The sequence below is a fragment of the Mycolicibacterium chlorophenolicum genome (genome assembly GCF_001044235.1).
GTDB lineage: Bacteria > Actinomycetota > Actinomycetes > Mycobacteriales > Mycobacteriaceae > Mycobacterium > Mycobacterium chlorophenolicum.
On the sequence record NZ_JYNL01000064.1, the window covers coordinates 424,899 to 438,801 of the forward strand.

Here is a 13,903-nt window from a genome sequence, read left to right on the forward strand (position 1 = left end):
ATGAGATGCCAGGAGACGGGGTGCGCCGGAACCGGCACGGACGGCTACTGCAGCGTCTGCGGAAAGGCATCTCCTGCGGAGCCCGATACCGGTCCTGATGCGACGCTCGCGCAAGGACCGAGGGGCGGAGCAGCGAGGGCCGCGGGCAGGAGCTCCCACCGATCGGCACCCTCGCGCGGCCGTCTCGGCGCCGGCGTGGTCGAGATGCCCCGGATACCCCGGGGCGATCCAGCGGCAGCGATCATCACCGATCCGCAGGTACCTGAACGACAGCGTTTCTGCGGCAACGCACAATGCGGTGCGCCCGTCGGGCGCGGCAACCATGCCGAACCCGCAGGCACCGAGGGCTTCTGCAGCCGCTGCGGCACCCGATACTCGTTCGTTCCCAGGCTCGCTCGCGGCGACCTCGTGGGCGGCCAGTACGACGTACAGGGCTGCATCGCGCACGGCGGACTGGGCTGGATCTATCTCGCAATCGACCGCAACGTGCACGACCGGTGGGTGGTGCTCAAAGGGTTGGTGAACTCCGGAAACGCTGACGCGATGGCCGCGGCCGCGGCCGAAGCGTTCGCTCTGGCAGAGGTGGAACACCCGAACATCGTCCGCATCCACAACTTCGTCGAGCACCGCGACGCGACCGGCACACCCGTGGGCTACATCGTCATGGAGTACGTCGGCGGGACATCGCTCAAACAGATCCGAAAGACCCGCAACGGCCCCCTGCCTCCGGACCAGGCAATCGCCTACATCGTCGAAATCGCCAGTGCACTCGAGTATCTGCACGCAATAGGGATGGTCTACTGCGATTTCAAGCCGGACAACGTGATGCAGTCCGACGAGCAGCTCAAGCTCATCGACCTCGGCGCCGTGATCGCGATGGACGACACCGACAGCCCCGTCTACGGGACGCCGGGATACCAGGCCCCCGAACTCGCCCTCACCGGACCCACCGTGGCGAGCGACATCTACACGGTCGGTCGCACACTCGCTGTCTTGGTCATGGATCTGCCGGCGAACAACGGCCGATCCGCAGACCGCATCCCCTTGGCGGACAGCGTGCCCGTCCTCGCAGCGCACGAGTCGCTGTACCGATCCCTCCTGCGGGCCACCGATCCTGACCCCGCCCACAGGTTCACCTCGATCGCGGAGATGGCCGATCAACTGACCGGCGTGCTGTACGAGGTGGTGGCCGCCGGCGGCACCCCGGTGCCGCCGCGGCGGTCGCTGTACTTCAGTCCGCAACGCGGGCTGTACGGCGGTGGGTACCGGACAACTGTCGTCCCCGCCGAGGTGATCGCGGCGCTGCCCGTTCCTGTGGTCGACCCGGGCGATCCGGGTGCCGCGATTCTGGCCACCACCAGCGGCACTCCGCCTGCCCAGCTCGAGTACGCGCTGCACTTGGCGCGCGGGGGCGCACAGCTGTCCAGCGGGTTCTCCGTTGAGGTCGCGCTGCGCCTGATCCGGGCGGCACTGGAGCTCGGACGACCGTCGGAGGCCAGGACTCGACTGGCGGCGCTCGCGCCTGGCCCCACCGCTGACTGGCGGATCCCCTGGTACCGAGGTCAGTGTTCACTCCTCGAAAAGGATTATGCAGCAGCATATTCGGACTTCGATGTCGTTCTCACGGCGTTACCTGGTGAGCTCGCGCCGAAAATGGCATTGGCGGCCACCGCGGAGCTTCGTGGCGACGTCGATACGGCGACCGGCTATTACGAGACGATCTGGCAGACCGACGACACCTACGTCAGTGCGGCGTTCGGCCTCGCCCGGCAACGCGCGCAACAGGGAGACCGCACGGGTGCCGTCGCGGCACTCGACCGGGTTCCCTGCGCGTCGGCCTACCACGTTCTGGCGGGCACAGCGGCCGTCGAGATACTGCTCGGCGTCGACTCTCCGGCCGAGGTCGACGAGCAGACCCTGATCGACGCGGGTGTCCGCGCGGCTGATCTGCCGATCGAATCACCCACCGCCCGGGCGGCACTACGCCTGCGCGTGCTCGACTCGGCACTGAACTGGCTGCACGCGGGCAACACGCCCCCGAGTGCGCGACTACTGGGCACCGACTTCACCGAACCAGACCTGCGGCGCGGGATGGAACAGTGCTATCGCACGCTGGCCCGTGACGCCGAGGATCCCTGGCGGCGCATCGATCTGGTGGAAAAAGCGAACGCCATCCGGCCGAGGACCCGGCTGTGAACGGCGGCGTGGACGGCGGGTGGACGTGACATGACCGATGCCGACGACGAATTGCGTGCCGCCCGAGAGCAGTCGGCGGCCAGCCACGAGATCCTGGCCGCACTCAGCCGTGACACCGCAGACCCGGGCGCGGTCCTCGACACCATCGTGGAGTACGCAGCCCGGCTCTGCGGTGCCACTGCAGCGCAGTTGTTCGTGGTCGACGGCGACGGCTTCCGGTTGTCACGGGTGTCCGGCGCTACGCCGGAGGAGTATCGCGAGTACCTGGCGAACCATCCGATCGCCCGGAACAGATCCTCCACCGTGGGGCGCGCGGCCGAGGACCGCCGCACGCATCAGGTGGCCGACGTGCTCAGCGACGCCGACTACGGGCGACTCGACCTGCAGCGCCTCACCGGGTTCCGCACACTGCTGTCGACGCCGCTGCTGTCCGAGGACGAAGTCGTGGGTGTGCTTTCGATGTGGCGCATCGACGTGGATCCGTTCGATGAACGCGAACGCGAACGTCTGGAGGAGTTCGCCGTCCAGGGCGCGATTGCGCTGCGGCAGGTCCACCTGATGCGAGCACTCGAAGCCCGGCGATCGGAGCTCGCCGACAAGGTCGCTCAGCTCGAGGCGCTGCAACAGGTCGACGATGCCGTCGGATCGAGCCTCGACCTCGACGAAGTGCTCGAGCGCATCGTCAGCAACGCGGTGCGGCTCACCAACCTCGGCTTCGGCGACACGACGCTGCGCACCGACGGCGGCTCGATCCTCGATTACGACGACCGAGCGGGCACCTTCGCCGTGCGCGACACGACCGGAACGAGCCGGCGGTTGCTCGAACAGCTGCGCACCATCTCCATCGACCGCTCGTCGCTGCTGATCGGCCAGGCCGCCAGAACCTTACGGCCGTGTTCGGTCTCGGACCTCGCACACGCCCAGCGAGACGCGTTCCTGGAGATCGTCTTCGGCGACGGTTGGCGCTCGGTCCTGGCGGTGCCGATGCTGCGCGGGGACACGCTGGTCGGCGTGCTGGTGATCCGGCGCCGGGGTACCGGCGACTTCCCGTCCGACGTGACCGACCTGCTCGAGACGTTCGCCAACCAGTCCGCACTGGCGATCGTCAACGCCCGACTGTATCGCGAACTGGAGACCAGGAGCCGGGAACTGGAGATCGCGAGCAGTCACAAGTCGGAGTTCCTGGCCAGCATGTCCCATGAACTCCGGACTCCGCTCAATGCGGTCATCGGGTTCTCGGAAGTGTTGTTGGACGGCATGTTCGGCGAGATCAACTCCCAACAGGAGGAGTATCTGCGCGACATCTGGAACTCCGGCCGCCATCTGCTCGAGTTGCTCAACGAGATCCTCGACCTGTCCAAGGTGGAAGCCGGTCACATGGTCCTCGAGCCGAGTACGTTCCCGGTCGCCGGTGCGGTGAAGGACACCCTCGCGATGATCCGCGACAGGGCGGCAGCGCACCGGATCAGCATGTCGGTCGAGCTCGCCGACGACGTGGAGGTGATCGAAGCCGATGAACTGCGTTTCAAGCAGGTCCTGTTGAACCTGGTGACCAACGCCGTGAAGTTCACACCGGACGGGGGCAGCGTGTCGCTGTGCGTGCGGGGCGACGGGCCCGATCTGATCATCACGGTCACCGACACCGGAATCGGCGTCGCCCCTGAGGATCAGGATCGGATCTTCGAGTCGTTCCAGCAGGGTCGACGCGGACCGTCAAAAGGCGAGGGAACCGGGCTCGGGCTCACGCTGTCGCGCCGCATCGTGGAGTTGTTCGGCGGCCGGATGTGGCTCAACAGCACCGTCGGCGCGGGGAGCACGTTCGGGTTCTCCATTCCGGTGCTACCCACCACACCGACGATCCCCGACGAGGTCACCGTGGCCGCGCCATCGCGCGGACCGGTGCTCGTGCTCGTCGACGACGACCGGGCATCGCTGGATCTGATCGAGGCCTATCTCGTCGGGTCTCGGGCCCGAGTTCTCAAGGCGCACGACGGGATCGACGCATTGGAGTTGATACGGCGGGTCCGGCCCGCCGGGGTGGTGCTCGACATCAAACTCCCGCGGCTGGACGGCTGGCACGTGCTCGCGGAACTGAAGTCGGATCCGGTGACCGCCGGTGTCCCCGTCGTCATCGCCTCGGTGATCGACGACCGGCCAAGGGCGCTCGCTCTCGGAGCCGACGCCTACCTGCTCAAACCCGTGAGCAGAGAAGAACTCCTCACTGCACTGCAGCGGATTCTCGGAGAACGGAGACGACGGTGACGGACCAACCGGTGACAGTGCTCGCAGTCGACGACGAGCCCGTGAATCTGCGGCTTCTCGACGCCGTCCTCACCCCACGCGGGCATCGGGTGCTGACCGCGTCCTCGGGTCCGGAAGCCCTTTCAATGCTCGCCCACGACGATGTCGACATCGTGCTGCTCGACATCCTGATGCCAGAGATGGACGGGCACACCGTGTGCCGGCGTATCCGCGCCAATCCGGCCACCGAGTTCTTGCCCGTTGTGATGATCACGGCGAGTGGACGGGAACAACGGCTGGCCGCCTTGGAATCGGGCGCCGACGACTTCATCACCAAACCGTTCGACCAGAGTGAACTGCTCGCCCGGGTGAGTTCGTTGGCCCGCATCAAGCGCTACCACGACACCATCAGGCGGCAGGCACAGGAACTGGCCGCCTGGAACGCCGAGCTCGAGGCAAGGGTCAACGAACAGATCGCCGAGCTGGAGCGCGCGAATCGACTGCGCTACTTCCTGTCTCCACAGCTGGCGGATGTCGTGCTGGGCGAGGAGAGCCTGCTCCAGAGCCACCGCCGCGAGATCGTCGTCGTCTTCGCTGACCTTCGCAACTTCACGCCGTTCGCCGAGACCAGCGCTCCCGAGGAGGTGATGGAGGTACTCGGCGAGTACCACCGGGCGATGGGTGCGCTGGTGCACGGCTACGAAGGCACCCTGGAGCGGTTCACCGGCGACGGCATCATGGTGTTCTTCAACGATCCCGTGCCCTGCGACGACGCTGCCGAACGGGCCGTGCGCATGGCGCTCGACATCCGTGATTCGGTCCGTGAACTGGCTGCTCGCTGGCAACGGATCGGTCACGACCTGGCGGTGGGTCTCGGAATCGCGCAGGGCTACGCCACACTCGGCCGGATCGGCTTCGAGGGCCGGTTCGACTACTCGGCGATCGGCAGTGTCACGAACCTGTCGGCTCGGTTGTGCGGCGAGGCCGGCCCGTGGCAGGTGCTGGCCACCGACCGGGTGCTGGCGGGGGTCGAGCACCTTTCCTGCGACTACGAACCCGTCGGGGATCTGCGGCTCAAAGGCTTCAGCCGAATAGTGCGGGTGCACAACATCGTTCAACTACGAGATCAACCCCAGGGGGAGTCATCATGACAACATCGAACACGGCCGGGCACACGCTGTCTGCGCTCGACGAGGACGAGCGGTACCGGCGCTTCGACGATCTGCAACTGGCGATGCCGTCGGTGTGGGAGTCCATGCGGCTCGACATGCCCGACGAGTCGGTGGTCGTCGTGCCGTCGATCAGCCTTGCGTCGACTGCCGGCAGTGGCACGGTGATGCAGGCCATGGAGGAGCGGGCGCTGTTCCTGCTCCTGCTGCTGCGCCAGTCCAGGCTGCAGATGATCTACGTGACCTCGCAGCCGATCGCCGAGTCGATCGTCGAGTACTACCTGGGGTTGCTACCCGGCGTCATCCCCAGCCACGCCCGCCGCCGACTGACACTGATCTCGGTCAACGACGCGACACCGGTGCCGCTGAGTGCGAAGCTGCTGAAGCGACCCAGGCTGTTGCGGCAGATCAGGTCGCTGCTTCCCAATCCGGCTCGCAGCCACCTGATTCCGTACAACACGACAGGGCTCGAGCGCGATGTCGCGCTGTCGCTCGGCATCCCGATGTACGGGGCGGACCCGCGCCTCGCCGATCTCGGGAGCAAGACGGGGTGCCGGCAACTGTTCGAGGAACTCGGTGTCCGATGCCCGGTCGGAGCGGAGAATCTGCACACCGTCGACGACATCGTCGCAGGGGTGCAGAGCATGCGGACCCGGCGTCCGACGTTGACGCAGGCGATCGTGAAACTCAACGAGGGCGTCTCCGGAGCCGGCAACGCGTCGGTCGATCTGCGCGGTCTGCCCGCCCCCGGCGCGCCCGAGGAGGCAGCCGCGATCACCGACCGCATCCTCACGCTCCAGCCCGAGGCCGAGGACCTGTCGGTCGAGGCGTACCTCACCGCATTCCGCACCCACGGGGGAATCGTCGAGGAGCGCATCAGCGGCATCACGCTGACGAGTCCGAGTGTCCAGATGCGGGCGCTACCTGACGCCTCGGTGGAGCTCCTGTCCACCCACGACCAGATGCTCGGCGGCGCCAGCGGTCAGCGGTATCTCGGCTGCATCTTTCCGGCGGACTCGCGCTACGCCGCGGCCATCGCCGAACCCGCGATGACGATCGGGCGTCACCTCGCAAGCCTCGGGGTGCTCGGCAGATTCGCCGTCGATTTCGTCGTCGTGCAGGACGACGAGGGCACGTGGACGCCGTATGCGATCGAGCTGAACCTCCGCAAGGGCGGCACCACCCATCCGTTCCTGACCCTGCAGTTCCTGACCGACGGCACGTACGACGGTGAGCGAGGGGTGTTCGTCACCCCGCACGGGAGCCCGAAGTATCTCGTTGCCACCGACCATCTCGAAGACGACCGGCTCAAGGCCCTCACCGGCGAGGACCTCTTCGACATCGTCGTCACGCACGGTCTGCACTTCGATCAGGCCCGCCGGACCGGTGTGGTGTTCCACATGATCAGCTGCCTCACCGAGATCGGCCGGCTGGGAATGACCGCGGTGGGCGACACTCCGGAAGAGGCCCACCACATCTATCAGCGCGCCGAAGCGGTTCTCCTCGAGGAGGCCGAAGCGGCGCTCGTCGAGACGCCGATCTGAACGGCGCCCCCCGCGGGTTGCCCGAGGCAATCCCACAGGCGAGAACCGAGGGGTGTGATCGAGACCAGATCACGACCAGGAATGCGCTTCCGGGGTCAGCCCTCCAGCAAACTTGGTGATCGCGCTCACAGTTGGAGAACTCACACCCAGCGAAGTTGATTTACCTGGAATTAACAAGGGAGCATGGGCCGTTGTGCCTGCTGGAGGGCGATCCCCTCCCAGCAGGGCCCACCACATACCCGTTCCCGAAACCCGGGGACACGATCGAGGAGTACACGCACCATGTCTGTCGCGCAGTTCCGCGCCAATATCAAGCTCGCCCGAGACCGGCGGCGCCTCTACGCACGGATCCGGTCGCTGCCCGACTCGTCGATCCGTGACGAGCTGCTGGCGGTCGCCGAACGCTACGAGACCGCTCAGAGCTGACGCGAGCATCCCGTCGAAGCCGGTGACCTGGACGGTCACCGGCTTTTTTGATGGGCGTCCATGGTGACGTTCTTCGCCGCGAGCAGCGCCGAGAGGGTCTGCGGGATCAGCGCGAGCGCCAGCACCGCCATCGCGACGGTCCAGGATGCGGTCAGGTCGTGCAGTAGGCCGATCGCGACCGGACCGACGGCGGCGAGCGCATATCCGATGCTCTGCGCCATCCCGGACACCTGGCTGGTCTGGGCGGTCGATGTGCTCCGCACCACCATGAACAGCAGGGCAAGGCTGATCGACGCCCCGGGCCCGGCCATCACGAGCATCACCCACAGCGTGGGCGCGAAGCCGGTGCACAGCAGTCCGACGAAGCCGACCGCGGTCACCGCCAGCGCCAGCAGTGTGATCGCACGCTGATCGGCGAAGCGGCCGGCGACGATCGGGGCCAGCAGCGACATCGACAACCCCGCCACCTGGCCCAGCGCCAGCACCGCACCGGCGCCACCGGCCGACATGCCGCGGTCGATCAGCACCTCGGGCAGCCACGCGGTGAAGGTGTAGAAGATCAGCGACTGCGCCGCCATGAACACCGTGATCGCCCACGCGATCGGGTTACGCCACAGCGATGCCGGCGCGTGGCCGACCTCGACGCGGTGCACCCGGCGCAGTTGCGGCACCCAGACGACGAGCGCGAGGACCGCGAACAGGCCCCAGCTGGCCAGCGCCATCCGCCAGTCGCCGCCCAGCGCGTCGTTGATCGGGATCGTCAGGGCCGCGGCGGCGGCGGCGCCCCCGGACAGCGTCATCGAATACAGCCCGGTCATCAGGCCGGAGCGGTGCGGGAAGTCACGCTTGATCAGCGAGGGCAACACGACGTTGCAGATGCCGATCCCGGCTCCGGCCAGCGCCGAGCCGGCGAACAGCGCACTCGGCGCCGGCATCAGGCGCACCGCGGTCGCCACGATCAGCACGGCCAGCGCCGCGAACACGGTCCGTTCGATCCCGAAGCGCGCGGCGCAGCGCGGCGCCAGCGGGGCGACGAGACCGAAGACGAACACCGGCAGGGTGGTGAGCAGGCCGGTCACCGCGCTGCTCCAGCCCGTCGCCGCCTTGATGTCGCCGACCAGGGGCGCCACCGCGACCACCGCGGGGCGCAGATTGGCCGCGACCAACATGATCGCCACGGCGGTGAGAACCGTCAGGATGGCGGGACGCGGCCGATCATGCGTTAGCGTCGAGACAGGTGCGGTGCTGGGGGCGGGGCTCACTTCCCCCAGGGTGGTCCGCCAGCCACCGTCGGGGCAAATCAATTGTTCACCGCTGCAGCAGCTCTGCGTACAGTGGCAAAGAGATCCATGGGGAAGGTGGGTATGCGCGAGGAGGCCCCGTCCGGCATCGCCGTCGGCGTCGATCGCGCCGTGGACGCCGCCTGGGACACCGTCCCCCACCCGGTCGTCGTCGTGAATCCGGCCGGCTCGGTACGCGCGTCGAGCGCTGCCGCCCGGGTCCTGTTCCCCGATGCCGTGCCCGGCGCCGCTCTACGGGACGTCCTGCCGTCCTGGCTCGCGACCGCTCATCTCGAGCTCGGCGCGGACGCCGCACCACGCGCCGTCACCGGAACCGTCCAGGGCTGCGACGTCGAGGCGCGCGCCATCCGGCTGCCGGACGGCGAAGTCGCGTGGTGGCTGTTCACGGACACCGCCCGGGCGCTGCTGCAGGCCCAGGAGGCGGTCACTCGGGAACGCGACCGGGCGGCGTTCCTCGACGAGGCGTCCACGGAGCTGATGGCGTCGCTGAACGTCGACCGCTGCATGGAGGCCACAGCGCGGATGGCGGCCCGGCACCTCGCGGACGCCGCGGTCGTGGTGGCCCCCGCCTACCGCCGCCGGATCCCGCTCGTCTGCTGCGGCCCGGACGGCATCGTCGAGCAGCGGGTCGTGGACGGCGAACCGGATCTCGTCGCCGGGCTCAGCGAGGCGCTGCGCGGCTTCCCGCCGGTCCCGTCGCGGTGGATCGATCCCGCCACGGTCCCCGACTGGCTCATCCCGTCCGACTTCCGCGGTCCCGTCGGATCCATCGTCATCACCCCCCTTCCCGGACACGGCGTGCCGGCGGGGGCGCTGGTCCTGCTGCGGCAGAGCTCGCACATGGCGTTCAGCGACGGCGAGGAGGTGTTCGCCCGGCTCTTCGCCGCGCGCGCCGGCACCGCGCTGTCCGCGGCCCGGCTCTACGGCGAGCAGGCCGCGATCACCAACACGCTGATGCGCGACCTGCTGCCGCCGCGGCTGCACCGCTTCCACGGCATCGAGCTGGCCGGCGGGTACCGCGCGTCCGAAGACCACCACCTGGTCAGCGGCGACTTCTACGACGTCCATCCGGCCGAGACGCCGGAGGACGAGACGCTCGTCGTGCTCGGCGACGTCTGCGACAAGGGTCTGGAAGCCGCCGTGGTGACCGGCAAGATCCGCAACACCCTGCAGGCACTCGCGCCGCTGGCCGAGGATCACGCCGGGGTGCTGCGGCTGCTCAACAGCGCGCTGCTGTCCGGTGACCACGCACGGTTCGCCACGCTGGTGCTGGCCTCGGTGTCCCGGCGCGAGGGGCAGGTGCACCTGCGCCTGACCAGCGCAGGCCACCTGCCGCCGCTGATCGTGCGCGCCGACGGACGCGTCGAGGAGGCCGACACCCGCGGCACCCTGGTCGGTGCGCTGCCGGAGATCAAGTCGCGCACCTTCGACACCGCACTCGCCCCGGGCGAGACGTGCCTGCTCTACACCGACGGGGTGACCGAGGCGCACGGCGGCCCGCTGGGCGCCGACATGTTCGGTGAGGAGCGGCTCAAGACGGCGCTGCGGCAGTGCGTCGGCATGCCCGCCGAAGCCGTGGTCGAGCGGATCATGATGCTCGCCTCGCAGTGGGTACACGGCAAGGCACACGACGACATCGCGGTGGTGGCGATCACCGCTCCGCGCCGAACCCACCTCAGCGCGGTCGACGGGCACACCGCCGGGAGGTACACCGCATCAGCATGAGCACGACCGAACAGCTGTGGGCCGCGATCATCGACGGGGACGAGTACGCCGCCGTCGGAGCCGTGTTCGCCGCCGCGGACGCCGGCACTCCGTGCGAGGAGATCCTGCTCGACGTCATCGCCCCGGTGCAGCAGCGGGTCGGTGCGGAGTGGGCCGCCAACCGGATCACCGTCGCCCAGGAGCACGTGGCGACCGCGATCAACGACCGGGTGATCGCCGCGCTGGCGCACCACCCCGCCTGCCGGCCGACGGCGTCGGCGGGCCGGGTCACCGTCGCGTGTGTGGACGGCGAGTGGCACGCGCTGCCGGCCCGGCTGCTCGCCGAGGTGTTGCGGCTGCGGGGCTGGCAGGTCGATTTCCTCGGCGCGCAGGTGCCGACGCCGCACCTGATCGCCCATCTGCACCAGACCGGCCCCGACGCGGTCGCGCTGTCGTGCATGATCCCGACCCGGCTGCCCACCGCACACGCCGCGATCACCGCGTGTCAGGCCGCCGGGGTCCCGGTGCTGACGGGCGGTGCCGCGTTCGGTGCCGACGGGCGGTTCGCGCGGCTGCTCGGCGCCGACGGCTGGGCGCCCGATGCCCGGGCCGCGGCCGCTCACCTGCAGCAGGGGATGCCCCGGCACACCGCCGGACGGCCGCACCAACCCATCGACGACCTCCCCCACCTCGTCGACCAGGAGTACACGATGGTCAGCGCCACGGCCGGCCAGCTGGTCAAGGCGACGATCGTCGACCTCGAGGAGCGGTTCCCCGCGATGCGTGACTACTCCGAGGAGCAGCGGCAGCACACGGTGGAGGACATCGCGCACATCGTCGATTTCCTCGCCACCGCCCTGTACACCGACGATGACGCGCTGTTCGCCGACTTCGTCACCTGGACGGCCGACATCCTCACCGCCCGCGGTGTCCCGGCGGCCTCGCTGCATCCGGCGCTGCAGTCGCTGGCGACGCAACTGTCGGAGTTTCCGCGGGCGCAGCGCCTGCTGGCCGCGGCCCGCGGCACGCTGCGGCCGGCCCCGATCGACGAGGCGGCGAGCGCATGAACCTGACGCTGAGCACCGACGGCACGGCCCTGACGCTGCGCGTCGGCGGCGACCTCGACTACCAGAGCACCGGCGAGCTGATCGCGGCCGTGTCCGAGGCGCTCGCCGGTCCGGCGGTCACCGACCTGCACCTCGACTTCACCGAGCTGACGTTCTGTGATTCGGCCGGGCTGTCGGGTCTGCTGCTGATCCACCGCAGGACCTCGATCGCCGGCGTGCGTCTGCATCTCGACAACCGGCCCGCCCAGCTGCAGCGGATCCTCGACATCACCGGCGTCCTCGAGCACCTCACCAGCCGGCCCGCCCGCGACGAGCCGAGCGAATCCGGCATCCTCTGAGCCGACGTGCCCGAGGGTGACACGGTCTACGCCCTGGCCCGCCGCCTGGACGACGCGCTGCGCGGACGCACCCTGGAGCGCGGCGAGCTGCGGGTGCCCGCGCATGCGACCGACGATCTCGCGGGGCGCACGGTGTTGGCCCACGTCACGCACGGCAAGCACCTGCTGACCCGGCTCTCCGATGACCTGACCCTGCACACGCACCTGCGGATGTCGGGATCCTGGACCGTCTCGCCGACCGGGCGCTGGCTGCCCAGGTCGGTGATGCCGGATGTCCGGGTGCTGCTGCGCACCGACGGCCCGGCCGCCTACGGCGTGAAATTGCCGGTGGTGCAGCTGGTCCGGTCCTCGGACGAGGCGCAGTGTGTGGGACACCTCGGGCCCGACCCGCTGCGCGACGACTGGGATCTCGCCGAGGCGGCGCGACGGCTCACCGCGGACCCCCAGCGCCCGTTGGTCGCCGCGCTGCTCGACCAGCGGTGCGTGGCGGGCTTCGGCAACCTGTGGGCCAACGAGCTCTGCTTCCTGCGCGGGCACGACCCGTGGACCCCGGTGGGCCGGGTGGACGTCGTCGCACTGCTCGAACTGGGGGCGCGGGCGCTGCGGCACTCCGCGACCGTCCCGGGCGCGATGCAGGTGACCACCGGGGTGCGGCGTAAGGGCGAGCAGCACTGGGTGGCCGGCCGGGCGGGCCGGCCCTGCCTGCGGTGCGGCACGACGGTGCGGGTGGTCGCCGAGGTGGCGAACGATCCGGAGCGCCGGCGCACCTGGTGGTGTCCGACCTGTCAGCGATGAGTCGACACACGCGGCAGCGGGAACACCGGCCCGATGGACACCGTGGAGTACGCCTCGCACCGGCACGCCGACGTGTACGGCGCACCGTCGGACCCGTCGCTGCTGCTGTGGCACGGCACCCAGACCGACGCCCGCGCGACCGTGCGCCGGCTCGCCGAGGCACTCGAGCAGCGCGGGTTCGGCGTCGTGGCGCCCGACTGGGATTCGCACGCGCCCGACGGGGGCCGCGCGGATCTGCTGGCCTCGGTCGAGCACGTCCGCGGTTGGTCCGCCGAGCCGGACCGGCTGACGCTCGTCGGGTGGTCGTTGGGCGGCGCGGCCGCCGCGGGGATGACACTGGCCGCGCAGCGCTTCGGCGTCGCGCTCGGCCACACCGTGTGTCTGGCCGGGGCGTTCATGGTGACGGACCCGATCAGCGGTTCCCCGTTGACCGACCTGCTGACCGGGGCGCGGCCGGGGGCGCCGTTCACCCTGCTGCACGGCCGCGCCGACGACGTCGTGCCGCCGGCGGTCAGCCGATCTTTCGCCGCGGAGCTGGACGCGATCGGCTGGCCGGTGCGCGTCGTCGAACTCGACACCGATCACGGCGCGATCGCCGGGGCGCGGTACGACGCGGCCGCGGACCGCTACGCGCCGTCGGAGGATCCGGCCGCAATGCGGGTCGCCGCCGAGGTGGCCGATCTCATTGTGGCTGCGCGGCAATAGATTCCAGCGCGGTACGGATCCCGTCCGGGATGGGAACCGCCTTGCGGTGCTCGCGGTCGACGAAGACGTGCACGAAGCGGCCGTGGGCCAGCGGCTCGTCACCGTCGGCTCCGAAGATCGCCACTCCCCACGTCACCGACCGGCGCGACAGCGCATCCACCCGCAGTCCCGCGCGCAGCGCGTCGGGGTAGGCGGCCGGAGCCCGGTAGGTGCACGCCGACTCGACCACCAGCGCGATGACCGGTGAGGTGTGGATGTCGAGGCCGCCCTGGGTGATCAGGAAGTGGTTGGCGACGGTGTCGAAGTAGCTGTAGTAGGTGACGTTGTTGACGTGGCCGTAGACGTCGTTGTCCATCCAGCGGGTGGTGATGGGCAGGAAGTAGCGGTAGTCCTCGGCGCGCTCGGAGGTCATGGCCG

At 69.4% G+C, this 13,903-nt stretch carries 12 protein-coding genes; 10 read left to right on the top strand and 2 right to left on the bottom strand.

Annotation, left to right across the window (positions count from 1 at the left end):
* The 5 genes from MCHLDSM_RS24365 (at position 1) to MCHLDSM_RS38600 (ending at position 7,576) form a co-directional block, all read left to right on the top strand.
* Complete coding sequence (locus MCHLDSM_RS24365) at positions 1–2,196, top strand: serine/threonine-protein kinase (protein WP_048472361.1); 2,196 nt, start codon at positions 1–3, stop codon at positions 2,194–2,196.
* A gap of 30 nt (positions 2,197–2,226) precedes the next feature.
* Complete coding sequence (locus tag MCHLDSM_RS24370; RefSeq protein WP_048472362.1) at positions 2,227–4,458, top strand: hybrid sensor histidine kinase/response regulator; 2,232 nt, start codon at positions 2,227–2,229, stop codon at positions 4,456–4,458.
* Entirely contained in the window at positions 4,455–5,588 is a 1,134-nt protein-coding gene (locus MCHLDSM_RS24375) for an adenylate/guanylate cyclase domain-containing protein (RefSeq protein ID WP_048472363.1), read from the top strand. The genes MCHLDSM_RS24370 and MCHLDSM_RS24375 overlap by 4 nt, the downstream gene beginning before the upstream one ends.
* On the top strand, positions 5,585–7,150 hold the full coding sequence (locus tag MCHLDSM_RS24380; protein ID WP_048472364.1) for a peptide ligase PGM1-related protein: 1,566 nt from the start codon (positions 5,585–5,587) through the stop codon (positions 7,148–7,150). Before MCHLDSM_RS24375 ends, MCHLDSM_RS24380 begins: the two co-directional genes overlap by 4 nt.
* 282 nt (positions 7,151–7,432) lie before the next feature.
* Positions 7,433–7,576, top strand: coding sequence for a hypothetical protein (locus MCHLDSM_RS38600; RefSeq protein ID WP_165762002.1), 144 nt, complete (start codon positions 7,433–7,435; stop codon positions 7,574–7,576).
* 35 nt (positions 7,577–7,611) lie between these two features.
* Here the strand turns inward: MCHLDSM_RS38600 and MCHLDSM_RS24385 are convergent, their stop codons facing one another.
* Positions 7,612–8,745 carry a CynX/NimT family MFS transporter gene (locus tag MCHLDSM_RS24385; protein ID WP_082169101.1) on the bottom strand — a complete coding sequence of 378 codons (1,134 nt, stop codon included), beginning with the start codon at positions 8,743–8,745 and terminating at the stop codon, positions 7,612–7,614.
* 195 nt (positions 8,746–8,940) lie between these two features.
* On the opposite strand from MCHLDSM_RS24385, the gene MCHLDSM_RS24390 reads away from it, so the two are divergent.
* Genes MCHLDSM_RS24390 through MCHLDSM_RS24410 form a run of 5 tightly spaced genes read left to right on the top strand, consistent with a single transcriptional unit; the run spans position 8,941 to position 13,486 of the window.
* Positions 8,941–10,602, top strand: coding sequence for a PP2C family protein-serine/threonine phosphatase (locus MCHLDSM_RS24390; RefSeq protein WP_048472366.1), 1,662 nt, complete (start codon positions 8,941–8,943; stop codon positions 10,600–10,602).
* Positions 10,599–11,648 carry a cobalamin B12-binding domain-containing protein gene (locus MCHLDSM_RS24395; protein WP_048472367.1) on the top strand — a complete coding sequence of 350 codons (1,050 nt, stop codon included), beginning with the start codon at positions 10,599–10,601 and terminating at the stop codon, positions 11,646–11,648. Before MCHLDSM_RS24390 ends, MCHLDSM_RS24395 begins: the two co-directional genes overlap by 4 nt.
* The gene (locus tag MCHLDSM_RS24400; protein WP_048472368.1) at positions 11,645–11,986 is read left to right on the top strand and encodes an STAS domain-containing protein; all 342 of its coding nucleotides are present in this window, start codon (positions 11,645–11,647) and stop codon (positions 11,984–11,986) included. The genes MCHLDSM_RS24395 and MCHLDSM_RS24400 overlap by 4 nt, the downstream gene beginning before the upstream one ends.
* A gap of 6 nt (positions 11,987–11,992) precedes the next feature.
* Positions 11,993–12,781 carry a DNA-formamidopyrimidine glycosylase family protein gene (locus MCHLDSM_RS24405; protein ID WP_048472369.1) on the top strand — a complete coding sequence of 263 codons (789 nt, stop codon included), beginning with the start codon at positions 11,993–11,995 and terminating at the stop codon, positions 12,779–12,781.
* 33 nt (positions 12,782–12,814) lie between these two features.
* A complete protein-coding gene (locus MCHLDSM_RS24410; RefSeq protein ID WP_048472370.1) occupies positions 12,815–13,486 on the top strand; it encodes an alpha/beta hydrolase in 672 nt (223 codons plus the stop codon).
* Here the strand turns inward: MCHLDSM_RS24410 and MCHLDSM_RS24415 are convergent.
* Positions 13,464–13,898, bottom strand: a complete 435-nt coding sequence (locus tag MCHLDSM_RS24415; RefSeq protein ID WP_048472371.1) for an acyl-CoA thioesterase — start codon at positions 13,896–13,898, stop codon at positions 13,464–13,466. The two genes, MCHLDSM_RS24410 and MCHLDSM_RS24415, sit on opposite strands and share 23 nt — an antisense overlap.
* Between the last annotated feature and the right edge of the window lie 5 nt (positions 13,899–13,903).

Bases quoted from the DNA above. Each gene is read 5' to 3' on its own strand.
- MCHLDSM_RS24395 (WP_048472367.1), top strand. From the start codon at position 10,599: ATGAGCACGACCGAACAGCTGTGGGCCGCGATCATCGACGGGGACGAG.
- MCHLDSM_RS24410 (WP_048472370.1), top strand. From the start codon at position 12,815: ATGGACACCGTGGAGTACGCCTCGCACCGGCACGCCGACGTGTACGGC.
- MCHLDSM_RS24415 (WP_048472371.1), bottom strand. From the start codon at position 13,898: ATGACCTCCGAGCGCGCCGAGGACTACCGCTACTTCCTGCCCATCACC.
- MCHLDSM_RS24390 (WP_048472366.1), top strand. From the start codon at position 8,941: ATGCGCGAGGAGGCCCCGTCCGGCATCGCCGTCGGCGTCGATCGCGCC.
- MCHLDSM_RS24370 (WP_048472362.1), top strand. From the start codon at position 2,227: ATGACCGATGCCGACGACGAATTGCGTGCCGCCCGAGAGCAGTCGGCG.
- MCHLDSM_RS24385 (WP_082169101.1), bottom strand. From the start codon at position 8,745: ATGTTGGTCGCGGCCAATCTGCGCCCCGCGGTGGTCGCGGTGGCGCCC.
- MCHLDSM_RS24380 (WP_048472364.1), top strand. From the start codon at position 5,585: ATGACAACATCGAACACGGCCGGGCACACGCTGTCTGCGCTCGACGAG.
- MCHLDSM_RS38600 (WP_165762002.1), top strand. From the start codon at position 7,433: ATGTCTGTCGCGCAGTTCCGCGCCAATATCAAGCTCGCCCGAGACCGG.
- MCHLDSM_RS24365 (WP_048472361.1), top strand. From the start codon at position 1: ATGAGATGCCAGGAGACGGGGTGCGCCGGAACCGGCACGGACGGCTAC.
- MCHLDSM_RS24400 (WP_048472368.1), top strand. From the start codon at position 11,645: ATGAACCTGACGCTGAGCACCGACGGCACGGCCCTGACGCTGCGCGTC.